Below are 22344 nucleotides of genomic sequence, written 5' to 3'. Positions count from 1 at the left end.
CGTCACATGCGGGCTGGGGCGCGGTTCGGGTCCCGCACGTCGATGCCGGCCTCCGACCACGCCTCGCGCAGCGCGTCGCCGCCGCGCAGCCGCTTCCACGCGGCCTCGGTGCCCGTCAACGGGATCACCTCGAAGAACCGCACCGGGTCGGCGGGCTCGGGCAGGACCAGTTCGGGGACGTCGCTCGGCTCGAGCATCACCGCGGTGAACGGTGCCCCCTCCCACAACGGCTCGCCCAGGTCGAGCAGGGCGTCGTCGGTGAGGACGACACCCTCCACCGCAGGCAGTGCCGCGAGCGTCGCGAGCGTGCGGACCAGCCCCGGCAGAGCGCCGGTGAGGCCGCGCACGCTCAGGATCAGTTCGGCGCGCGGCCCCCGGTTCGGGTCGGCGACCGTCGCGGTGGGGTCGCCCATCGGATGCCGCGAACATCCCAGGGTCGCGAACCGCACCAGGTCCGGCTGCTCCACGCGGAACCGCAGCACCTCGATGGGTTCGAGTCCGAGGAACGTCACGGACGCCGTCTCCGGCTCGGCGCCCCCGAAGCGGGCGCTGAGATGGGCACGGACGGCGGGCAGCACGGCGTCGATCACCCCTGCAATGTAGACCCGGTGCGGGGCCGATGCCGCCGGTGCGTCCCGCACCGATCCGGGCAACCCGGAGCCCGTCCGCCGGTACCGTCGTGTCATGGTGCGAGACACCGGCTTCCCCGGCGCCGATGCCGGCGACGACTTCTCCCGGCAGCGCCGGCGCGCCGAGTACGCGCGGCTGATCGCCTGGTTGCGCCGCGAACCCGGGGACGTCAACACCGTGCTGCCGTTCGACGCCGTGGTGCGGGCGCTGGGCCGGGTCGGGGAACGGCGTCTGGGGCTGCAGAGCATCGACGTGGCCTCGATCGTCGGCAGCGTGGACCGCACCGAGGATTTCGACCGGCGGTTCCGGCCCACGTCGGCCCGGCTGCGGCAACGGTGGGAGAAGCTGGCCACGGCTCGTCGGCGGGGCGAGGCGGTGCCGCCGATCACGGTGTACCGGGTCGGGTCGATGCACTTCGTGGTGGACGGACACCACCGCGTCTCCATCGCCTACGCCCGCGGGGACGCGACCATCGACGCCTACGTGACCGAGATCGTCACCCGGATCTCGCCCGAGGGGGTCACCCAGCACTCGGACCTGATGCGGAAGGACCACTACCGGATGTTCCTGAGCCGGGTGCCGCTCACCGGCGACCGGCGTGACGCGGTGACCGTCCGGGACCCGTGGGACTACGCCGAGCTGGCCGAGTGCATCGAGGCGTGGGGTTTCCGGCTCATGCAGGAGCAGGGCGAGTTCCTCACCCGCGACGTGGTGGCGCAGCGCTGGTTCGACGAGGAGTTCGTGCCCGTGGTCGACATGGTGCGGGCGGCGGGGATGCTGCGCACCCGGACCGACGCCGAGGCCTACCTGTGGCTGGCCGGCGAACGTTACCGGCTCGTGCGCCGGCACGTGTGGAACGAGGAGATCGTCGAGCGGCTGAAGCGGCGCGCCCCCCGGTGAGCGCAAGCCGGCCGGTTTGACCCCGCGGCGCCGGAGGTATGCCCCCGGCAGCCACCGAGGACGTCCGCCGCACACGCGGGCGCCCGGGCCGGTCGAGCAACGTGCCGGCGCCGGTCCGCGCGGGGGAACCCCCGCGCTCCGTACCCTGGTCGGCAGGACCGGGCCCACGACAGGAGAGTGCGCTTGACGGCGACCGTGCAGGACGCAGCGGACACCACCCGGGACGTCCGGACCGAGCTGAGTGCGGCCGCGCGCCGCGTGTTCGGCTGGGAGGAGCTGCGTCCCGGCCAGCTCGACGCGATGGAACCGCTGGTGCAGGGCCGGGACGTGCTCGCGGTGATGGCCACCGGATCGGGCAAGTCGGCGATCTACCAGGTTCCGGCGCTGCTGATCGAGGGCACCACCCTGGTGATCTCCCCGCTCATCGCGCTGCAGAACGATCAGATCGCGGGGCTCGACGCCACCTCGGCGCCGGACGCGGTCGCGATCAATTCCCGGCAGCGGGTTTCGGAGACCGCAGCCGCCTGGGAGACGATCCGTGAGCGCACCGTGGAGTACATCTTCCTGGCACCGGAACAGCTCGCCAACGACGAGGTGGTCGCCCGCCTCGCCGCCGCGCGTGTCTCCCTCGTGGTGGTCGACGAGGCGCACTGCGTGTCCGCGTGGGGTCACGACTTCCGGCCCGACTACCTGCGCCTGGCCGATGCGCTCGACCGCCTCGGCCGGCCCCCCGTGGTGGCGCTCACGGCCACCGCGTCGCCGCCGGTGCGACAGGAGATCGTCGAGGAGCTGCGCCTGCGGGACCCGGTGGTCATCGCCAGCGGCTTCGACCGGCCCAACATCGACCTGGCCGTCGAGCGGTACACCACCGACGCCGACAAGCGCCGGGCGGTGATCGAGACCGTCGCCGGACTCGAGACACCCGGACTGGTGTACACCGCGACCCGCAAGGACGCCGAGTTCTATGCGGCCGAACTGACCGAACGGGGACTGCGGGCGGCCGCGTACCACGCCGGCCTGCCGGCGGCCACGCGCGAGCGGGTGCACCACGGATTCCTCGACGACGAGCTCGACGTGGTGGTGGCGACCTCCGCGTTCGGCATGGGTATCGACAAGCCCGACGTGCGGTTCGTCGCACACGCCTCCGCGCCGGATTCCGTGGACAGCTACTACCAGCAGATCGGCCGCGCCGGCCGCGACGGGCTCGCGGCGAAGGCGTTGCTGTTCTACCGGCCCGAGGACCTGTCGCTCGCGAAGTTCTTCACCACCCACCGCCCCGACGAGGAACTGCTCGGCCGGGCGTTCACCGCACTGGCGCGCGCGAAGTCACCGAAGCGACTGAAAGACCTTCGCGCCGAACTGGATACCAAGGGCCGAACGCTCACCAATGCGATCAACCTGCTCGAACGCGCGGGGGTGGTCTCCTCGGGACGCAAAGGACTCACCGCACGCACCGTCGAGGTGGAGATCGCCGTCCGCCGCGCGGCCGAGGTGGCCGCAGTCGGTGAACGGATGGACCGCTCGCGCGTGGAGATGATGCGTGGGTACGCCGAAACCCGTGGCTGCCGCAGGCAGTTCCTGCTCGGGTACTTCGGTGAGTCGCTGCCCGATCCGTGCGGCCACTGTGACTGCTGCCGCGAAGGAATCCCCGAGCACCGGGCGGAGCCGCCGAAACACAGTCTTCACGAGCCGATTCCGCTGCACACCCGCGTGGTGCATGCGCAGTGGGGCCCCGGCGAGGTGATGAGCGCCGAGCCGGACCGGATCACCGTGCTGTTCGACGAGTACGGCTACCGCACGCTGTCGCTCGAGGCGGTGGAGGAGCACGATCTGCTGCGCCCCGAGAACTCGGAGCCCGAACCGGAGCCGGACATCGCCTGACGGATCCCGGGTGAGGATGCGCCCGGTCGATTCGCCCGCGACTTCGGAATCCGCCCCGCCGTGACATGGGCGGATTCCGAACCGGCGCGTCGATCCTGCCCGCCCTCGGACGGCGGCCTCACTGAACGCTCTGCTGCGCCTTCGCGTAGGCGAACTGGAGGAAGTCTGCGCCGGCCAGGGCGGCGAACAGCCCGGCGACGAGCCGGGTCGGACGCGGCGCGAAGACCATTCCGATGGTGAAGAACGTCGCAACCCACATGTCGAAGCAGAAGGGGCAGCTCAGCAACTCGCCCAGGCTGTGCCGGAGACTGTTGTTCGGCCCGCGAACCTCCTCCGTCACCTCGGCCGGGCCGCCCTGCCCCTTGTATCGCGTGAAGGGTGCGCGAATCGGGCTGGTCACCGCGTCCTTCGTCACCGTGCGCGACAGCTTGTGCGTGCCGAGGGCGAGCACGACGAGGTCCTGCCCGCTCAGCCGCTCCGGCAGTCGGCGCCCGGTGACCACCGCGGCGATCACCGCGACGGTGACCAGCGTGCTGTAACCGGCGAGGACCTTCGTGTAGCCCCGGAGGGGGATGTCCTCCCCGCCGGTGTACTCGCGGCTCTGTTCGCGGACGGCGTCGACGAGGTCGACGGACGTCTCGGTCTGATTGCTCATCTGCTTCTCCTGCACGTAGCTCGGTCCGCGCAGTAGTACCCATGCACGGCCGCCCCCACGCACGGCTGCCGCCACGCCTCTCCGCTACCCCGCGGGGAATCGCACCTCGTGTGTGGGGGCGGTCGCGGCGCCGAACCGCGCCAGCCGCAGTCCCTCCGCCTCGACCGCCGAGCGCTGCGGGGCCGTCAGACGCCGCCACGGGGTCACCTCGAGTACGGCCGAGTCCTTCGCGACGGCCAGCTTCGCGGTTCCGGCGACCGTCCCGTCGACGAGGACGGCCGAGCGCACGATGCCGTTCTGCGTCACGATCCGGCGACGGTGCTCGTCGGAGACGATCCGGGTCCGGTCGGCGTGTGAGAGCAGGACGTTGTCGTACGGCGCGAGGATCCGCACCGGCGCCGGTGTCGCCGGATCCGGGCGCGGTGCGTCGGGCAGGTCGAACAGCTCGACGCCGTTCTCGTCCCGGAACACCTCGAGCGACGGGCGCAGCCGTTCGAACACCTCCCCGAGCCGCGTCAGCCCCGACCAGGCCTGGGCGTCGCGCACGCTCGCGGGCCCGAACGCGCCGAGGTATCGCCGGAGGACGACGGCCGGGTCCGGCCGGGCCGGTCCGTGACCGGTCCACTCCCCGAGCGGTGTGAGTCGCGGCTGCCCGGAACGCCCCCACAACCCCCGCGGCGGCACCTGCACCAGCGGGAGCAGGTTCCGCAGCCCGTAGGCGAGCGCGGCCGGATCGCGGCCGGGGAATCGCTCTGCGAGCAACGGGCGCAGCTCCTGCAGGCTGCGGGGGCCGTCGCCGAGCAGGTCGCGACCCGCCGCGGCGAGCTCACGCAGGTCCACCCCGGCCAGATCGGCTGCGTACTGGGTGTTGGTGGTCAGGTCCCGGTCCAGCAGCGGCTGGACCCAGTCCCGCAGCGCCGCAGCATCGGCGGCCGAGACTGCGAAGACCGTGCCGCGCATGAGTACGGTGCGCACCACGTGCCGTCCCTCTATGAGGTCAGCAAGAGCCGCGGGCCGGAACCGCCGCAACCGCGCCCACAGCGCGAAGTAGGGCGGTGTCGGGGCCTGCGCCTGCAGGCCCAGCAGGTGCTCGACCGCGTCGAGCACCGGGAGGTCGGCACGATGCAACAGATGTTGACGGGCGAGGGTGGCGCGGCCGAGAGCACGGGCGGTGAGGGTGCGCGGCGTCACGTGGACACCCTGTCACGGCGGACCGACACGGCCTCGTCGGCGCCTGCGCCTGGACGGGGCAACCGAGCGTCCGGTAGATGTTTAGTTGAATTTAGTTTCATGTTGCAGCGTCGAGGAGAGCCGATGTCCGATCCGAGAGGTGCGCGGCTGCTGGTTCCGGTGCTGTGCTTCATCGTCACCACCATCGCCGTGATGCAGACATCCGTCGTACCGATCGTCGGCACCATTCGCGAACAGCTGGGGGTGAGCACGACCGCCGCGGGCTGGGTCCTGACCGCGAACCTGCTCGCGGCCGCCGTCACCACTCCCCTGCTGGGCCGGCTGGCCGATCTGCGCGGCAAACGCCCGGTTCTGCTCACGGTCCTCGTCGTGGTGTTCGTCGGTTCGCTGTTGTGCGCCGCCGCGGACTCGTTCGCGCTCCTGCTGATCGGCCGGGTCCTGCAGGGCGTGTCGTTCGCGCTGTTCCCCGTCGGCATCGCCGTGCTGCGGGCCGAACTGCCGCCGGAGCGGTTGATCGGGGCGATGGGCCTGTTCTCCGGGACGCTCGGGGTCGGTGGAGCGATCGGCATGGTGCTCACCGGCCTGATGGTCTCGGGCGGCGACTATCGTCGCGTGTTCTGGCTGGTGGCGGCGTTCAACGCCGTCGCGTTGCTGAGCGCGTTCCTGGTCGTGCCGCGACGTCCGCGGTCCGCGGACGGACGGATCGACTGGCTCGGTGCGGCCCTGCTGGCCGTCGGGCTGGCGCTGGTGCTGCTGGCCCTGTCCGAGGGCGGGACGTGGGGATGGGCGTCGGCGCCCACCCTCGGGAGCGCCGCACTCGGACTGGCCGTGCTCGCGGCGTGGCTGCTCTTCGAACGGCACGTCGACGAGCCGCTCGTGCCGCCTCGGATGCTCACCGATCGGCCGGTGTTCGTGGTGCACGGCGCCGCGTTCCTCGTCGGCATGGCCATGTTCGTCAGCTTCCTCGCGACGGCGTACTTCGTGCAGACGCCGCCCGCCGTCGCCGGATACGGGTTCGGCGCCACCGTGCTCGAGGCGACGGCGGTGTACATGCTGCCCGGCGCGCTCGTCGGGGTGGTTGCCGCGGCACTCGCGGGCCGGCTCATCCACCGGTTCGACGCCCGATGGGTGCTGATCGGGGCGTGCATTCTCGGGATCGCCGGCTTCGCCCTGGTGGCGGTCGTGCACGACCGGAGCTGGCAGCTGATCGTCTCCGGAATCCTCGTGACCACCTTCGTCAGCCTCGCCTATGCCGCGTTGCCGGCGCTGCTCGTCGCCGAGGTCCGTCCCGATCAGACCGGCGTCGCGAACAGCATCAACTCCATCGCTCGCACGGTGGGCAGTTCACTGAGCAGTGCGGTGGTGACGACACTGCTGGCCACGCTGACCGTTCCCGGCACGGGCGTCGTCCGCGAGAGCGCATTCGTCGCCGCATTCGGGCTGGGCGTCGGGGCCGCGGCCGCGGCCGCACTGCTCGTCCTCGTCGGCGGACGGCCGGCCACGCGCGCTCTGAGCGATCGCGAGGAGGACGAGGTCGAGGCGACGGCTCTGGCCGCCGAATGGAGCACGGTATCCGGTCTCGCGGCGGAGCACACCCCGAACGAGCAGGCCGACGCGGTCCGCCGGGGCTGAGCTCCCGGTCCGGAACGGGACGGGAAACCGGATGTCCTCCGCCCCGGTCACCGTCCGCTCAACTCTGTTCCTGCAGTGCGCGCACCGCCTCCTCCGCCTGCTGCGCCGTCTCCTCGGCCTTCGCTGCGTCCTCGTCGGCCGTCCGGGCGGTGCGTCGCGCGAACTCGCGCTGGTGTTCGACCCGGCCCAGCTCCTCGCGCAACCGCGCGACGTGCTCGTCGAGTTCCTCGACCGCGGCGCGTGCACGGTCCGCAACCGACCGGGCCTCGTCGGCGGTGTTCCGCGCCGCCTCCGCCTCGGCGACGGCTGCTTCCAGGGCGCGCCGCGTGCGCTCGGCCTCCTGCGCCCCGGTGTCGTCCGCGCCGGCGGCCTTCCGTTCCGGCGCGGACGGAACGACCGACAGTCCCACCGGTCCGAAACCGCTGTAGTCCAGGGGTGTCTCGAGCCGGCCGCCGCGCACCTGCTCGGCGAGCTCGGCCTCGGCGAGTGCGGCGTGCAGGGTCTGGCCCACCTCGCGCAGGGCGGCCTCGGATGCGCGCCGGCCGTGCTCGGCCGCGAGACGGGAGGCCGTCTTCTCGAGCGCGCCGATCACCCGCCGTCGCTGGGTGGACAGCCGCCGCAGCTCGGCCCCGGAGAGCTGACGCTGCGCGGAGCGCAGGGCGTCGCCGAGCCCGAGCAGGGCCGTGATCTCCTCGGGCTTCTCGCGGACGAGGAGGTTCACCAACCAGGCCGACACGGTCGGTTTGCGCAGCCGGCCGACCGCCACCGCGAGCTCTCGGTCGCCGGCGCCGCGGGCACGGGCGACGTACTCGTTGCGGGCCGCGGTGAACTCACCCGGATCGAGCCCGTACAGCTCGTCGGCGATGTCGTCGAGGTCCACCGGCCTACTATGCACTCCTCGCTCAGAGGGTGACGTTCTCCCCCGTCGCCTGGTCGAACAGGGCAACCTTCGCCGGATCGAACCACAGCTGCACCGGCCGGCCCTTCGCGACGTCGGACTCGGCGGGCAGCCGCGCGACCATCGACCCGCCGGCGAGATCGGCGACGCCCACATCGGCTGCCAGATCGTCGAGGTCGCTCGAATGCAGGTGCGGGGACTCGACGGTGAAGTACGCGTACTTGTCCGATCCCATGGATTCGAGCACGTCGGTGTCGACCGTGAAGGTGGTGCCCAGCTCGCGCTGCGCCGGGTCCAGGAGCGCGGCGTCCTCGAAGTGCTCGGGCCGGACGCCGACGACGACGTCACGCCCGGGATCGTGCTTCTGCACGGCCGCCCACCGTTCGGCCGGGAGCGTGAAGTCCCCGATCGCAGTGCGCACGCTGTCGCCGTCGAGCCGGCCGGCGAAGAAGTTCATCGACGGCGAGCCGATGAACCCGGCCACGAACAGGTTCTTCGGCCGGTCGTAGAGCTCCTGCGGGGCACCGATCTGCTGCACCAGCCCGCCGCGGAGGACGACCACCCGGTCCCCGAGCGTCATGGCCTCGGTCTGGTCGTGGGTGACGTACACCGTGGTGGTGCCCAGGCGCTTCTGCAGCCGGGCGATCTCCGTGCGCATCTGCACCCGCAGCTTGGCGTCGAGGTTGGACAGCGGCTCGTCCATGAGGAACGCCTTGGGATTGCGCACGATCGCCCGCCCCATCGCCACCCGCTGCCGCTGCCCGCCCGACAGATTCGACGGCTTGCGGTCGAGGTGGCCGGTCAGGTCGAGAATCTTCGCGGCCTCCTCCACCTTTCGTGCGATCTCGTCCTTGGGCACCTTGACCAGAGTGAGCGGGAAGGCGATGTTCTCCCGGACGGTCATGTGCGGGTACAGCGCATACGACTGGAACACCATCGCGATGTCGCGGTCCTTCGGCGCCTTCTCGTTGACCCGCTCACCGCCGATCCGCAACTCGCCGGAGGAGATGTCCTCGAGGCCGGCGATCATGTTCAGCGTCGTCGACTTTCCGCAACCCGAGGGGCCGACCAGGATGATGAACTCGCCGTCGGCGATCGTCATGTCCACGTCGCTGACCGCCCGCGCCCCGTCGGGGTAGAGCTTGGTCACCTTGTCCAGCACGATTTCTGCCATCTGGGTCATCCCTTCACTGCGCCGGACGTCAGGCCGGCCACGATGCGACGTTGGAAGATCAGCACGAACACGATGATCGGAATGGTGATGACCACCGCGGCCGCCGCGATCGAGCCGGTGGGCTCCTCGAACTGGGAGGCGCCGGTGAAGTTCGCGATGGCCGCGGGCGCGGTGATGGACCGCTCGGTGGACGTCAGCGAGATCGCGAACAACAGGTCGTTCCAGCAGAAGATGAACACCAGGATCGCGGCGGTGACGATGCCCGGCGCCGCCAGCGGCGCCACCACCTTCCGGAAGGCCTGCCCGGGCGTGGCGCCGTCCATCTTGGCGGCCTTCTCCAGCTCCCACGGGATCTCCTTGAAGAACGCCGAGAGCGTGTAGATCGCCAGGGGCAGGGAGAAGGTGATGTACGGGATGATCAGACCCGCCCAGGTGTCGAACAGTCCGAGCCTGCGGATGATGTCGAACAGCGGGCTCACGAGCGAGATCTGCGGGAACATCGCGATCAGCAGTGCGACACCGACGAGGATCTTCTTGCCCGGGAAGTCGAGGCGGGCGATCGCGTAGGCCGACATGGTGCCGATGACCACCGCGATCACCGTGGCGATCAGTCCGATGCCGATCGAGTTGATCAGTGCGCTGGTGAAGGCGTCGGTGCGGAAGATGCCACGGTAGTTGTCCAGAGTCCATTCCTGGGGTATGAAGCGCCCGTCCTTGATCGTGCCGGCCGGCTTGAACGACAGGCTGGCGATCCACAGCACCGGCACGAGCGCGTACAGCAGCACCAGCAGGTTCACCGCCGACCAGCTCAGCTTGCGCCGCGGGGTTTCGGTCGTCGTCATCACCGCTTCCCTTCCGCATCGGAGCCGGGCGCCGAGGCCCCGAACAGTTTGATGAACACGAACGCGATGATCGCCACGCACAGGAAGATCAGGACGCTGATCGCCGAGCCGATGCCCAGGTTGAACGCCTTGAACAGGTTGTCGTATCCGAGGATCGACACCGAGCCCGTGCCGTTCGACCCGCGCGTGAGGACGTAGATGTTGTCGAAGATGCGGAAGGCGTCGAGCGTGCGGAACAGCAGCGCCACCAGGATCGCCGGTTTCATCAGCGGCACGATGATCTTGGTCAGCCGCGTCCACGCTCCGGCGCCGTCGACCTGGGATGCGCGCAACAGGTCGTCCGGGACGAGCGCCAGGCCGGCGAGGAGCAGCAGGGCCATGAACGGAGTGGTCTTCCACACCTCGGCGAGCACGATGATCGCCAGTGACGGAAGTTGTTCGGTCAGCGGGGCGCTGCCCTCGGGTAGCAGATTCGCGAGGTAGCCGGTCCCCGGTGTCCAGGCGTAGTACCAGCTGTAGGCGGCGGCGACGGTGACGATCCCGTACGGGATCAGCACCACGGTGCGGACGGTGCCCTTGCCGACGATGGTGCGGTGCATGATCAGCGCGAGCGCCAGACCCAGGACGAATTCGATCGCCACCGACACGACGGTGATGCCGGCGGTCACGAAGAAGGCCTGCCACCAGAACGTGTCGGTGAGGACCGAGACGTAGTTGGCGAATCCGACGAACTCACGCTCGTCGGGGAAGCGCAGGTCGTACCGCTGCAGGCTCAGCCACACCGCGTACCCCACCGGATAGGCGGTGACGGCGAGCATCATCAGCGCCGCGGGCGCGACGAGCCACAGGCCGAGTCGGCGTTCGGCCTTCTTACCTTCGGACAGAACGGCTTTCCCACGCTCGGACGGTGCGGGCCGGTCGCCCTCGGCCGGTGGGACGGGTCGGGTTGCGGGCGTGGTGGTCACGGGATCAGCCCTTCCGAATTGACCGCCTTGCGGACCTGCTCGGCGAGTTCGTCGACCGTGCGCGGCGGGTCGATCCGGTCGACCGGATTGAGAGTCGCGGTGATGAGCGTCGAAATGCTCTGATACGCAGGTGAAACCGGGCGCACCGCCGCATTCTCCAGACTCTCGCGCACCTCCCGCCACATCGGGTACGCCTGCTGGAACTCCGGGTCGTCGTACAGCGATGCCAGCGTCGGCGGGACACCGCCGTCGACGGCGTTGTTGCGCTGATTCTCCTCGTTGCGCAGGCACTGCACGGCTTCGAACGCGAGGTCGGGATACCTGGTGGTGCGGGCGACCCCGATGTTGAACCCGCCGATCGTGACCTCGGCCGGTCGGCCGGGGATCACCGACGGATACGGGGCGGGCAGAAAATTCTGTTCGCCGTTCACCGTCAGGACCGTGTTGCCGGTGTTCTCGGCGGTCACGTTGCCGTTCTCGTCGACGAAGGGCAGGAAGCCCTTCTCGGCGTTCTCGATGATGCCGGGGTAGACGAACGGCCAGTTGACCTGGAACGCGGCTTTGCCGCTCTCCATACCGAGACGCGCAGCGGCCTCGTCGGACTGGTTCAGCGACGGGTCCGCACCGGGCGCGGTCGCCACCCGCTTCATGATGTCCAGAGCCGTCACCGCGGCGTCACCGTCGGCCACGGTGACGGTGGTGCCGTCCTCGGCCACGACCGATCCGCCGGCGCTGGCGAGCAGGGTGTTGAACCACACCATCAGGCCCTCGTACTGGCGGGCCTGCACCCCGATCCAGCTGGGACGGCCCTCGGCCGCGAGCCCGCTCGCGATGTCGATCATCTCGTCCCACGTCTGCGGTGGCCGACCGCCGGGCATCAGGTCCTTGCGGTACCACAGCAACTGGGTGTTGGTGTTCAGCGGTGCCGCGTAGAGGGTGCCCTGCCACGTGGCGGATTCCAGCGGTCCGGCGAGGGTGCCCTCGGACACTGCCGCCGCGACATCCGGGGGCAGCGGCAGCGCCCAGCCCGCCTCGGCGAACTCGGCCGTCCACACGACGTCGAGGGTCATCAGGTCGAGGGTTTCGTCACCACCGGTGAGCCGCCGCGCGAGCTGCAGCCGCTGGTCGTCGGCGCCCTTGGGCAGGGTGCGCTGCTCGATGGTGTACCGGCCGCCGGCGGCGGCGGTGCAGTTCGCCGCCGCGGCCGCATACTGCTCCGCGCCGTCGGCGGCGGTGTAGAAGCTCAGTACCGTCCCGCCGGACTCGCTGCCGCACGCCGCGACCGACGACAGGGCGAGCACCGCTGCGGCGCCCACCAGTCCGACCCGCACCGACCGTCTCCGCACCGCAGCCTCCGACCGTCGCCCTGCGTGACGGTGACTTCCGTCACACTTGGTGCGAACGTAACGCACCGGACGCCGCCGCGCGACTCAACTGCCGCCCGGAACGGAACTGTGATCGAACGGTCTACAACGCGAGCTTGGCGAGCAGGTCCCGTGCCCGTTCCGCGTTGCGCGGCGCGCACAGCACGTCGTAGCGGCCGGCCACCAGCTGCATTGTCGACGAGAAGTCACGCTGGCCGCGCGTCGCGGCGTACGGGATCGTCGTGGAGATCAGACCGAAGACGATGCCGCCGACCATGCCGACGAGCAGGGGGCCGAGGAAATCGGTCGAGAAGATCCCGAGCAGCAGACCGAAGAACAGACCGAGCCAGGCGCCGGAGGCGATGCCACCTCCGATCACCTTCGCCCACGTCAACCGGCCGGTGACCCGCTCGACCTGCATGAGGTCGACACCCACGATGGTGACGTCCTCGACCGGGAAGGACTGGTCCGAGAGATGGTCGACAGCGCGCTGCGCCTCCGCGTAGGTCGTGTACGAACCGACCGGCCAGCCGCTCGGCGGAGTCGGCAGGCCCGGCGTGGCGCGTCCCGGCTGTCCGAGGGGGTTGGTCATCTTCGGCTCCTTCTCGTGACTGCGCGCCCCGATCCGGCGCACCCTGTCTATTCTGCCCGCCTTCTCCGGTGTGTCCTTTGGGCTGCTCCCACGGCCCAAAGGACACACCGGCGGCGCAGCCGCCTAGCGGGGCGGCTCGAAGCTCGTGGTGCGGGTCATCCCGGCCGCCCGGCCCTTCGCCGAGATCACCAGCGCCATCTTGCGGCTGGCCTCGTCGATCATCTCGTCCCCGAGCATCGCGGCACCGCGCGCGCCGCCGGCCGCGGAGGTGTGCCACTCGTAGGCGTCGAGGATCATCTCGGCCTTGTCGTAGTCCTCCTGGCGCGGACTGAAGACCTCGTTCGCGGCGTCGATCTGGCTCGGGTGCAGGACCCATTTGCCGTCGAAACCGAGGGCCGCGGTGCGCTGCGCGGAGCGCCGGAACGCCTCGACGTCGCGGATCTGCAGGTACGGACCGTCGATCGCCTGCAACCCATGGGCCCGGGCCGCCATGAGGATGGTCATGAGGATGTGGTGGTAGGCGTCGCCGCGGTCGTAGCCGTCGGGCTGCTCCCCCACGACGAGAGTGCGCATGTTGATGCTCGCCATGAAGTCGGCCGGGCCGAACACCAGCGTCTGCACCCGCGGGCTGGCGGTGGCGATCGCGTCGATGTTGGTCAGCCCGAGCGCGTCCTCGATCTGCGGTTCGATACCGATGCGTCCGACCTCGAGCCCGTGGGCCTTCTCCACCTGGGTCAGCAGCAGGTCGAGCGCCTGCACATGGCTCGCGTCGGGAACCTTCGGCAGCAGGATCGCATCGAGGTGCGCGCCGGCGCCGCCCACCACGGTGGCGACGTCGAGGTAGGTGGCGTCGGTCGTCCAGTCGTTGACCCGCACCACCTTCAGCTGCTCGCCCCATCCGCCCTCGTTCAGGGCCTCGACGATCGTCGTGCGGGCCTGCTCCTTGGCCAGCGGGGAGACGGCGTCCTCGAGATCGAGGAACACCTCGTCGGCGGGCAGGCCCTTGGCCTTGTCGATCATCTTGCGGCTGCTGCCGGGAACGGCGAGCACGGACCTCCGGGGCCTGAAGTCGAACGACATGGGCTGGGCAGACCTCCGTGTTCCGAAATCGACGACCGCACGTTCTAGCCTGACCATCATGGCAGCAGTGAGCAAGGTATTCGCGGCGAGGCTCGCAGGTCTGGTGGTCCTGGGACCCGACGGCGAGTCGATCGGCCGGGTGCGCGACGTCGTGCTCACCATCCGGATCGGGCGGCAGCAGCCCCGGGTGCTCGGTCTGGTCGTCGAACTGCCGACGCGCAAGCGAATATTCGTGCCGATGCTGCGGGTGACGGCGATCGAGCCGGGGGCCGTCACCCTGAACACCGGCAACGTCAGCCTGCGCCGGTTCACGCAGCGGCCGACCGAAGTGCTGGCACTTGCGCAGGTGCTCGATTCGAAGGTCCGCGTCGACGATCCCGAGCTGGGTGAACTCGCCGGCGTGGACGTGGTCGTCGTCGACCTCGGCATCGAACTGACCCGCACCCGGGACTGGGTGGTCTCGCGCGTGGCCGTGCGGGCCCAGCGCGGCCGGTTGGGCCGGCGGTCCGCGATCCATGTCGTGGACTGGCAGCACGTGCACGGGCTGACCTACACCAACCTCGGCATGCCCGGCCAGGGTGTCTCGCAGCTGCTGCTGCAGTTCGAGGACATGCGCGCCGCCGACGTCGCGAACGCGCTGCGCGAACTGCCGGAGAAGCGCCGGCACGAGGTGGCGGTCGCCCTGGACGACGAGCGGCTCGCCGACGTCGTGCAGGAGCTGCCGACCGACGACCAGACCGATCTGCTGATGCACCTCGAGGTGGAACGCGCCGCGGACCTGCTCGAGGCGATGGACCCCGACGATGCCGCCGATCTGCTCGGCGAGCTGCCCGACTCGGACGCCGAGTCGCTGCTGCGCCTGATGGATCCGGAGGATTCCGAGCCGGTGCGGCGGTTGCTCGAGCACTCCCCCGACACCGCCGGCGGTCTCATGACCCCCGAGCCGGTGGTACTCACCCCGGCGACGACGGTGGCCGAGGCGCTGGCCCGGGTGCGCAACCCGGACCTCACGCCGGCGCTGGCGTCCATGGTGTTCGTCGTGCGGCCGCCCACCGCGACCCCGACGGGCAAGTATCTCGGCTGCGTGCACCTGCAACAGCTGCTCCGGGAGCCACCTGCCGGCCTGGTGGGCGGGATCGTGGACAACGACCTGCCACGACTGGACCCCGACGATTCACTCACCGCGGTCACCCGGTACTTCGCGACGTACAACCTGGTGTGCGGGCCCGTCCTGGACGACGAAGGGCACCTCCTGGGTGCCGTGACCGTGGACGACGTGCTCGACCACCTGCTGCCCGAGGACTGGCGCGAAGAGGAGGCCGACGATGAGTGACCGTTCCGCCGTGGCCCGGCAGCGCCTCGACACTCCCCGTACCGGCCGGTTCCGGGTCAACTTCGACGTCGAGGCGGTCGGACGCGTCAGCGAATCGATCGCCCGGTTCCTCGGCACCGGCCGCTACCTCGCCATCCAGACGGTCGTGGTGATCGTGTGGATCCTGCTCAACGTCTTCGCCGTGACGTTGCAGTGGGATCCGTACCCCTTCATCCTGCTGAACCTCGCGTTCTCGACGCAGGCCGCCTACGCCGCGCCGCTGATTCTGCTCGCCCAGAACCGGCAGGAGAACCGGGACCGGGTCTCGCTCGAGGTGGACCGGGCCCGCGCCGCCCAGACCAAGGCGGACACCGAGTTCCTCGCGCGGGAGCTGGCGGCGCTGCGGCTGGCGGTCGGCGAGGTGGCGACCCGCGACTATCTCCGGCGCGAGCTCGACGATCTGCGCGCGTTGCTGATCGAACCGGAGGAGGAGGACACGGCGGCGACGGCATCCGGTAAACCGCGCCCACCCCGCCGCTGAGACGTGACGCGCTGTAACGTCCATCACAGCCTGTCGATGGTGTCGGTGGGGTGACGGTCCGCGACGAGTAGGTCTGTGGGGTGATTGTGTGCGCTGGCAGAGTCTGATCGCGGTGCCGGTGGTGCTCGGTGCCGGGTTCGCGGCGGTTGCGTCGTCCCCGGCACCGGTGGCTGCGACGGAGCACACGGAGCCGGTCGCCGTGACGGCGGCGGACGGCAGCACCGGGGTCGGGGTGCTACCGGCGGATCCGGCGGGGCCACGACCCGTGCGCGGGACCGGGAACCCGGTCGGCAATCCCGGGGCGGATCTTCCGCCCGAGGTCACGGTTGCCCCCGGGCAGCCGTCACCGGTGCTGGCCGGCGAGGGCCCCCTGGCGATCCCGGAGCTGGTGCTCTACGCGTACCGGGCGGCCGAGATGCAGCTTGCGATCGACGAACCCGAGTGTGCGCTGCCGTGGCATCTGCTCGCGGCGATCGGCCGGATCACGTCGCAGCACGCCGACTCGGGACGCACCGACGTGCTGGGCACGCTCACGACCGCGCGTGTCGCTCCCGGCACGGGCAGACTCGGGCCGATGCAGCTGCCTCCGGAGGTCTGGTCGCAGTTCTCCGCCGACGGCAACGCGGACGGCACCGCGAATCCCCAGAACGTCTTCGACGCCACTCTGGCGGCCGGCGCCTGGCTGTGCTCGGACGACGCGCGCCTCGCCGAGGCCGACGCCCGCGCGCGGGCGGCTGCCCGGTTCGATCCGTCGCCGGAGTTCGTCGCCAACGTGCAGGCCTGGTCGGCCGCCTACGAGAAGGGCGCCGCGGTCTCGCCGGGGATCGTCGTCCCACCCCCGACGCCGCCGGCTGTTCCGGCCCGGCCGAACACCGCCGACGTCGCCGAGACCGTCCCGGCTCCCGTGGCCGGGACCACGACGGCACCCGCACCGGAGCCGGCCCCGGCTCCCGCGGTCGAGCCGGTCCCCGTCCCCGCGCCGGCTCCCGAGACACCGCCGGCTGTCGAGGGACCGCCGGCCGCGCCGGTACTGCCGTCGCTGCCGTGTCTCGTCCCGGCGCTGTGCCCGCCGCAGTCCGCACCCTGATCGGTCACGCCTCGATCTCGCCGTAATCCTTCGATTCTGCACGTCTGCCCAGTTCAGCGCGTTACATCACGTTAGGGTAACGGAAATGCATCGCTTCCTGTATGGTCGGTACCGCCATGTAACGAAAGCGTCTCGGGGAAGGCGCCCAGGAGGTATCGAGTGGGTCGGCACAGGAAGCCTTCGGAGTCCAAGCTCCGCCGTAATTCGGTCATCGCCCTCACCGGACTGGTTCCGGTCGGCGTGGTCGCCGCCGCCACCAGCGCCGGGGCGAGCCCCAAGACCCTGTTCGGCGTGCAGGACACCGAAGCTGTGGCCGAGCCCGTGACTGCGGCGGCCGAGACCACCTACATCGCCGACGGGGTCTCTCGCGACGTCGCCGCCGCGGCCGCCCTCATGACCGCCCCGGAGCCTACCGCGGAGCCCGCGGCGGCCCCCGCGCCCGCCCCGGAGCCTGCCCCCGCCGCTCCGGCACCGCTGCAGCCCGGCCCCCTCGGGATTCCCGGCATCAACTTCGCCGCCTACCAGAACGCCGAGCGGATCCTCGCCGCCGAGAACCCCGGCTGCAACATGTACTGGACACTGCTCGCCGGCATCGGCCAGGTCGAGTCCGGCCATGCCAAGGGCGGCAAGGCCGACGACAAGGGCAACCTCCTCGAACCCGTGATCGGTCTGCCCCTCGACGGCAGTCTGCGCGGCCAGGCCGTCATCCGGGACACCGACGGCGGCACCCTGGACGGCGACACCGTCTACGACCGGGCGGTCGGCCCCATGCAGTTCATCCCCTCCACGTGGAAGCTCTACGCCGGCGACGGCAACGGCGACGGCGTCGCCGACCCGCAGAACCTGTACGACTCCACTCTCACCACCGCCAAGTACCTGTGCGACGGCGGAAACAACATGCACGACCTCGCGCAGACCACCAAGGCCATCCATCGCTACAACAACTCCATGGCGTACGTCGCGAACGTGCTCGCCTGGTCGGCCGCCTATTCGACCGGCGTCACCCCCAGCGCGGCGGACCTGCCGCGCATCCACTGATCGGGCGCCACCTACGATTGATGCCATGGCAGTCAGCGAGTCCGACGTTCGCAGCGCCCTGGCGCGGGTCCAGGATCCCGAGATCCGCAAGCCGATCACCGAACTCGGCATGGTCAAGAGCATCGAGATCGGCGGCGACGGCAGCGTCGACGTCGGCATCTACCTGACCACCGCCGGCTGTCCGCTGCGCACCGAGATCACCGACCGGGTCACCAAGGCCGTCGCCGACGTCGCCGGAGTCTCCGCGGTCCGCGTCGAACTCGACGTCATGAACGACGAGCAGCGCACCGAGCTGCGCAAGTCGTTGCGCGGCGACTCCACCGAGCCGGTGATCCCGTTCGCCCAGCCCGGCTCACTCACCCGGGTCTACGCGGTGGCCTCCGGCAAGGGCGGCGTCGGCAAGTCCTCCGTCACGGTCAACCTCGCCGCCGCCATGGCCGCGCGGGGCCTGTCCGTGGGTGTGCTGGACGCCGACATCTACGGCCATTCCATCCCGCGGATGCTCGGCACCGACGCCAAGCCCACCCAGGTGGAGCGGATGATCATGCCGCCGATCGCGCACGACGTGAAGATGATCTCCATCGCCCAGTTCACCCAGGGCAACACGCCCGTGGTCTGGCGTGGACCGATGCTGCACCGCGCGCTGCAGCAGTTCCTCGCCGACGTGTTCTGGGGCGATCTGGACGTGCTGCTGCTCGACCTGCCGCCCGGCACCGGCGACGTCGCGATCTCCGTCGCGCAGTTGATCCCCGGCGCCGAGATCCTCGTGGTCACCACGCCGCAGCAGGCGGCCGCCGAGGTCGCCGAACGGGCCGGCTCCATCGCCCTGCAGACGCGCCAGCGCATCGTCGGCGTCGTGGAGAACATGTCGTGGCTCGAGCTGCCCGACGGCACCCGGATGGACGTGTTCGGCACGGGCGGCGGTCAGGCCGTCTCCGAGCGGCTCACCCGCGCCGTGGGCGCGACCGTCCCGCTGCTGGGCCAGATCCCACTCGATCCGGCGATCCGCGAGGCCGGCGACGCCGGAACGCCGATCGTCCTCAGTGCCCCCGACTCGCCTGCGGGCACGGCGCTGCGCGAGATCGCCGAGAAGCTCGCCGTGCGTCGCCGCGGCCTGGCCGGCATGTCGCTGGGGATCGACACCACCCGTCACCTGTAGGCGCCTACGGCGCCCGTGTGCCCCTTCGGGCTGCGCCCGCCACCGAAAGGCACACGGGCCGGGCCGCGCAGCGGCCTACGTCGCGTCGGAATCGATGGGGGGCTTCTCTCCCGTTGTCAACGGCGGTGGGACGGGCCTGCTCACCGGCTTGGTGCCGGGCTTGTCGAAGTTGCCGGTCAGCAGCGAGTCGTCGCCGTCCAGCAGGTGCTTGGTGATGACCGCCTTCGGCGTCATGCCACGCAGTTGGTTCAGTTCGGACAGGGGTTGGCGCAGGTCGTCGAACTCGGGGCCGAGTTCCTCCTTCAACTGCTCCTTGGCGCCGGACGCGTAGTCACGGACCTGCCGCAGCGACCTGGTCATCCAGGACACCGCACCGGGCAGCCGCTCGGGGCCGAGGACCACGAGCGCCGCGACGAGCAGGACCAGGAATTCGCCCCAACCGATATTGCCGAACACCGTTCCAGGGTACGTGGTGACGCGGGGACCGCAGCCCGGAGGACCCAGGTCACAGCGGATTCCCAGGGAAGCGGCAGCGGACGGTCAGTCCGACATCGGGGTCACCTGCACGTCGACCAGGCGTCCCGCACGCACCAGCTGCACCGTGACCGGCTTGCCGATCTCCTGGGCGTGAACGGCGACGACCAGTTCGTCCGCGCTGGTCACCTCGCGGTCTCCGACCTTGACGATGACGTCACCCTCGACTATGCCCGCCTGCTGCGCCGGGCTGCCCTGCTGCACGTTGGCGACCTCGGCTCCGCTGGCGACGTCGTTGGCGACGCTGCGGGTGTTGACGCCGATTTCCGGGTGGCGCATCTCGCCGGTGCGGATCAGTTCCTGGGCGACGGCGGTGACGTCGTCGATCGGGATGGCGAACCCGAGACCGACGGAACCACCCGTCTCGGTCTTGATGGCCGAGTTGATGCCGATGACGCGGCCCTCGGCGTCGACGAGCGGGCCGCCGGAGTTGCCGGGGTTGATGGAGGCGTCCGTCTGCACGGCGTCGATCACGGCATCGGTGTCGGTACCCTGCCCGCCCAGACGCATCGGGCGGTTGAGCGCGCTGACGATGCCGCGGGTGACGGTCTTGCTCAGTCCGAGCGGGGAGCCGACGGCGATCACGTCCTCCCCCACCTGCACGTCCTCCGAACGGCCGAGTTCGGCGACCGTGAGATTGTCCGCGTCGACCGAGAGCACGGCCAGATCGGTCTTGATGTCCCGGCCGACGATCTCGGCGGGCACCTTCGTGCCGTCGTTGAACGTGACCTGGATCTTGGCGTCCGGTGCGGTGGCGGCCATCGAGACGACGTGGTTGTTGGTGACGATGTATCCGGCGCCGTCGATGACGACACCGGACCCGGTGCCGGCCTCCTCGCCGAGGGTCACCTGGATCGAGACCACTGCGGGCAGCACCGCGTCGGCGACGCGGGCCACCTGCCCGGACGGCAGGTCACCGTCCTGATCCACCTGGGCCAGCGTCACGCTACGGCTGGTGAGGGATCCGGTGTCGGACGTGACGAGCGCGACCACGAGACCGCCGACCATACCGATGGTCAGCGCGACCGCGGCGAGTGTCGCGAGGGCGCGGGTCTCGATCCGGCCGCCGAAGAGGACCTCCCGCAGCGTGAGCTTCGGTGCGGGAGGCAGCGGCCGCTCGTCGTGGGACTGTGCGGGCGCACCCAGGCGCACGTTCGTCGCGGGGTCACGCCACGGGTCGGGCTCGGCACCGCCGGCATCGGTCTCGCCGTCCGGGTCGGCGGGTGGCCGCTGCAGAATCTCGGAGGTCCCCACGGGACGGCCGAATGCCTCGGCCAGCACCGGATCGGTGGGCGCACCGTAACGGACCGACGGCTCGGCGGCGCGTTCCTCGGCGGACCGCCCGAACGGGCCGGTCGTGCCGGCCGGCCGGCCGAAGACGCGGTTCGCGGCATCGTCGACGGCCGGGCGGTAGACGGGGCGGGGTTGCAGGCGGGGGGCGTCGGCACGGCGCGACACCTCCGGCGCGGCGGCGCCGTCCGTCTCCGACGAGCCGGCCCGACGCTCGGACTCTACTGATTCCGCTGTCACGCGTGCCTGTCTCCCCCGTGTCCGTCGGTCACGGTGCCCAGTATCACCGATGGGCCCAGTATCACCGATGGACTCACCGTCGACGAAGCCACCCGCATCAGCGACGGCCCCGGGGGCACCGCCACCGGCCGTCCGAGCACGGCGCACACAGGTGCGAGCACCGTCAACGGCGCCAACGGATCGGCCAGCGTCGCGCGGCCGACCCGTACCGGTCGGCCGCCGGCATGCCCTCGAAACCGGGCGCGGACAGGTTCCGATGATGCTGCGGGATGTCGGCGAGAGCGCCCAGGAGAGTGCTCGGCATCGGGGGCGGAGCCATCCGGGCGGCGTCACGCAACGCGCGACGGGCCTGCTGCTGCGCCTCGACCTCCGCGGCGCACTCCGGGCACACGGCCAGGTGCTCGGCCGCGCGGAGATACGCGTTCATCCGCAGTTCGCCGTCCACGTACGCTGCCACAGCCTCGCTCGCCAGGTGCTCCGTGGAACCGAACCGGCGGGTCGGGTGTGCCCTCGTCATGAAACCCTCCTGGCGGCTACCCCGCATCGACTCGACCGACTTCGACCTTCCCATGCTCGCGCAGGTGTTCACGCAGCGCCTGCCGTCCGCGATGGATGCGGCTGCGTACCGTGCCGAGCTTGACTCCCAGTGTGGCACCGATTTCCTCGTAGGACAGACCTTCGATGTCACACAGGACCACAGCAGCACGATAGTCCGGCGCCAGCGAGTCCAGCGCGGACTGCAGGTCGGCGCCGAGCCTGGCGTCGTGGTAGATCTGCTCGGGATCGGGGCCCGCGGAGGGCACGCGGTCGTAGTCCTCGGGCAGCGCCTCCATGCGGATGCGGTTGCGGCGCCGGACCATGTCGAGGAACAGGTTCGTGGTGATGCGGTGCAGCCAGCCTTCGAAGGTGCCCGGCTGGTAGTTCTGCAACGAGCGGAAGACCCGGATGAAGGTGTCCTGGGTGAGGTCCTCGGCGTCCTGCGCGTTCCCGGCCAAGCGGTAGGCGAGCCGGTACACCCGGTCGCCGTGCTCGCGCACCAGCTCGTCCCACGACGGCATCACCGCACGGTCACCGGTGGCGTCGAACACTGCTGTGCCGGTGAGCTCGCCGTCGGCCGTGGGCTCGACGTCGGGGCTGGGGAGCTGTGGGGAATCGGCCATGTGGATCGCTGGATCCTCCTCTTCGGGACCGCGTGATCGCGAGTATCGGGTGTCGTGGTCCAACACGGTGGACGCCGGGTTTGTTCCCGGCCCCGCGATCGCCTGTCGGTGCGGTCTGATGTGCTACCTACACCTTCACGCACGGTGATGTGGTGCCGATATGAGCAACCTGAGCATCA

22 protein-coding genes are annotated in these 22344 nt (G+C 70.5%); 8 read left to right on the top strand and 14 right to left on the bottom strand.

Annotated elements, in window-relative coordinates; translation table 11 throughout:
- Nucleotides 1-2 precede the first annotated feature (2 nt).
- The gene (locus tag ACM26Y_RS07865) at nucleotides 3-590 is read right to left on the bottom strand and encodes a suppressor of fused domain protein (RefSeq protein ID WP_289379954.1); all 588 of its coding nucleotides are present in this window, start codon (nucleotides 588-590) and stop codon (nucleotides 3-5) included.
- A gap of 94 nt (nucleotides 591-684) precedes the next feature.
- Between ACM26Y_RS07865 and ACM26Y_RS07860 the strand changes: the two genes are divergently transcribed.
- Entirely contained in the window at nucleotides 685-1530 is an 846-nt protein-coding gene (locus ACM26Y_RS07860) for a ParB N-terminal domain-containing protein (RefSeq protein WP_003936109.1), read from the top strand.
- A gap of 183 nt (nucleotides 1531-1713) precedes the next feature.
- Nucleotides 1714-3411, top strand: coding sequence for a RecQ family ATP-dependent DNA helicase (locus ACM26Y_RS07855; protein ID WP_416063101.1), 1698 nt, complete (start codon nucleotides 1714-1716; stop codon nucleotides 3409-3411).
- 118 nt (nucleotides 3412-3529) lie between these two features.
- Here the strand turns inward: ACM26Y_RS07855 and ACM26Y_RS07850 are convergent, their stop codons facing one another.
- Together ACM26Y_RS07850 and ACM26Y_RS07845 are read right to left on the bottom strand one after the other, a co-directional pair.
- Nucleotides 3530-4066, bottom strand: a complete 537-nt coding sequence (locus ACM26Y_RS07850) for a DUF1360 domain-containing protein (RefSeq protein WP_416063100.1) — start codon at nucleotides 4064-4066, stop codon at nucleotides 3530-3532.
- Between the two features lie 84 nt (nucleotides 4067-4150).
- Entirely contained in the window at nucleotides 4151-5257 is a 1107-nt protein-coding gene (locus ACM26Y_RS07845) for a winged helix DNA-binding domain-containing protein (protein WP_416063099.1), read from the bottom strand.
- Between the two features lie 123 nt (nucleotides 5258-5380).
- Here ACM26Y_RS07845 and ACM26Y_RS07840 point away from each other — a divergent pair, with 123 nt between their 5' ends.
- On the top strand, nucleotides 5381-6889 hold the full coding sequence (locus ACM26Y_RS07840) for an MFS transporter (RefSeq protein WP_416063098.1): 1509 nt from the start codon (nucleotides 5381-5383) through the stop codon (nucleotides 6887-6889).
- A 58-nt stretch (nucleotides 6890-6947) separates the two neighbouring features.
- Here the strand turns inward: ACM26Y_RS07840 and ACM26Y_RS07835 are convergent, their stop codons facing one another.
- The 7 genes from ACM26Y_RS07835 to ACM26Y_RS07805 form a co-directional block, all read right to left on the bottom strand.
- A complete protein-coding gene (locus ACM26Y_RS07835; protein ID WP_416063097.1) occupies nucleotides 6948-7769 on the bottom strand; it encodes a hypothetical protein in 822 nt (273 codons plus the stop codon).
- A 22-nt stretch (nucleotides 7770-7791) separates the two neighbouring features.
- Nucleotides 7792-8961 (bottom strand): ABC transporter ATP-binding protein, encoded by a 1170-nt coding sequence (locus tag ACM26Y_RS07830; protein WP_416063096.1) that lies wholly within the window; start codon nucleotides 8959-8961, stop codon nucleotides 7792-7794.
- 5 nt (nucleotides 8962-8966) lie between these two features.
- The gene (locus ACM26Y_RS07825; RefSeq protein ID WP_003936102.1) at nucleotides 8967-9803 is read right to left on the bottom strand and encodes a carbohydrate ABC transporter permease; all 837 of its coding nucleotides are present in this window, start codon (nucleotides 9801-9803) and stop codon (nucleotides 8967-8969) included.
- Nucleotides 9803-10768 (bottom strand): carbohydrate ABC transporter permease, encoded by a 966-nt coding sequence (locus tag ACM26Y_RS07820; RefSeq protein WP_416063095.1) that lies wholly within the window; start codon nucleotides 10766-10768, stop codon nucleotides 9803-9805. Before ACM26Y_RS07820 ends, ACM26Y_RS07825 begins: the two co-directional genes overlap by 1 nt.
- The gene (locus ACM26Y_RS07815) at nucleotides 10765-12099 is read right to left on the bottom strand and encodes an ABC transporter substrate-binding protein (RefSeq protein WP_416063634.1); all 1335 of its coding nucleotides are present in this window, start codon (nucleotides 12097-12099) and stop codon (nucleotides 10765-10767) included. Before ACM26Y_RS07815 ends, ACM26Y_RS07820 begins: the two co-directional genes overlap by 4 nt.
- A gap of 136 nt (nucleotides 12100-12235) precedes the next feature.
- Nucleotides 12236-12724: a general stress protein gene (locus ACM26Y_RS07810; RefSeq protein ID WP_003936099.1), complete on the bottom strand. Its 489-nt coding sequence runs from the start codon at nucleotides 12722-12724 to the stop codon at nucleotides 12236-12238.
- A gap of 123 nt (nucleotides 12725-12847) precedes the next feature.
- Nucleotides 12848-13804 carry an HpcH/HpaI aldolase/citrate lyase family protein gene (locus ACM26Y_RS07805; protein ID WP_003936098.1) on the bottom strand — a complete coding sequence of 319 codons (957 nt, stop codon included), beginning with the start codon at nucleotides 13802-13804 and terminating at the stop codon, nucleotides 12848-12850.
- A 58-nt stretch (nucleotides 13805-13862) separates the two neighbouring features.
- Between ACM26Y_RS07805 and ACM26Y_RS07800 the strand changes: the two genes are divergently transcribed.
- From ACM26Y_RS07800 to ACM26Y_RS07780, 5 genes are all read left to right on the top strand, one after another.
- Nucleotides 13863-15137: a magnesium transporter MgtE N-terminal domain-containing protein gene (locus ACM26Y_RS07800; protein WP_040781955.1), complete on the top strand. Its 1275-nt coding sequence runs from the start codon at nucleotides 13863-13865 to the stop codon at nucleotides 15135-15137.
- Nucleotides 15130-15657 carry a DUF1003 domain-containing protein gene (locus ACM26Y_RS07795; protein ID WP_003936096.1) on the top strand — a complete coding sequence of 176 codons (528 nt, stop codon included), beginning with the start codon at nucleotides 15130-15132 and terminating at the stop codon, nucleotides 15655-15657. The genes ACM26Y_RS07800 and ACM26Y_RS07795 overlap by 8 nt, the downstream gene beginning before the upstream one ends.
- A gap of 88 nt (nucleotides 15658-15745) precedes the next feature.
- Nucleotides 15746-16744, top strand: coding sequence for a hypothetical protein (locus ACM26Y_RS07790; RefSeq protein ID WP_416063094.1), 999 nt, complete (start codon nucleotides 15746-15748; stop codon nucleotides 16742-16744).
- Between the two features lie 159 nt (nucleotides 16745-16903).
- Complete coding sequence (locus ACM26Y_RS07785) at nucleotides 16904-17782, top strand: lytic transglycosylase domain-containing protein (RefSeq protein WP_416063093.1); 879 nt, start codon at nucleotides 16904-16906, stop codon at nucleotides 17780-17782.
- Nucleotides 17783-17807: 25 nt separating this feature from the next.
- A complete protein-coding gene (locus ACM26Y_RS07780) occupies nucleotides 17808-18941 on the top strand; it encodes an Mrp/NBP35 family ATP-binding protein (RefSeq protein ID WP_003936093.1) in 1134 nt (377 codons plus the stop codon).
- A 75-nt stretch (nucleotides 18942-19016) separates the two neighbouring features.
- On the opposite strand, the gene tatB is transcribed toward ACM26Y_RS07780, so the two are convergent.
- From tatB to sigE, 4 genes are all read right to left on the bottom strand, one after another.
- Complete coding sequence (gene tatB / locus ACM26Y_RS07775; RefSeq protein WP_289379567.1) at nucleotides 19017-19397, bottom strand: Sec-independent protein translocase protein TatB; 381 nt, start codon at nucleotides 19395-19397, stop codon at nucleotides 19017-19019.
- An 84-nt stretch (nucleotides 19398-19481) separates the two neighbouring features.
- Entirely contained in the window at nucleotides 19482-21005 is a 1524-nt protein-coding gene (locus ACM26Y_RS07770; protein WP_416063092.1) for a trypsin-like peptidase domain-containing protein, read from the bottom strand.
- Nucleotides 21006-21168: 163 nt separating this feature from the next.
- Nucleotides 21169-21522 carry a zf-HC2 domain-containing protein gene (locus tag ACM26Y_RS07765; RefSeq protein WP_054372280.1) on the bottom strand — a complete coding sequence of 118 codons (354 nt, stop codon included), beginning with the start codon at nucleotides 21520-21522 and terminating at the stop codon, nucleotides 21169-21171.
- Between the two features lie 16 nt (nucleotides 21523-21538).
- Nucleotides 21539-22165 carry an RNA polymerase sigma factor SigE gene (gene sigE, locus ACM26Y_RS07760; protein ID WP_003936089.1) on the bottom strand — a complete coding sequence of 209 codons (627 nt, stop codon included), beginning with the start codon at nucleotides 22163-22165 and terminating at the stop codon, nucleotides 21539-21541.
- Nucleotides 22166-22344 lie beyond the last annotated feature (179 nt).

The organism is Rhodococcus indonesiensis (assembly GCF_047782815.1).
In the GTDB taxonomy this organism is placed as follows: domain Bacteria; phylum Actinomycetota; class Actinomycetes; order Mycobacteriales; family Mycobacteriaceae; genus Rhodococcus; species Rhodococcus indonesiensis.
Note: the sequence above shows the minus strand (reverse complement) of the source record. Positions and strands in the feature narration are given on the sequence as shown.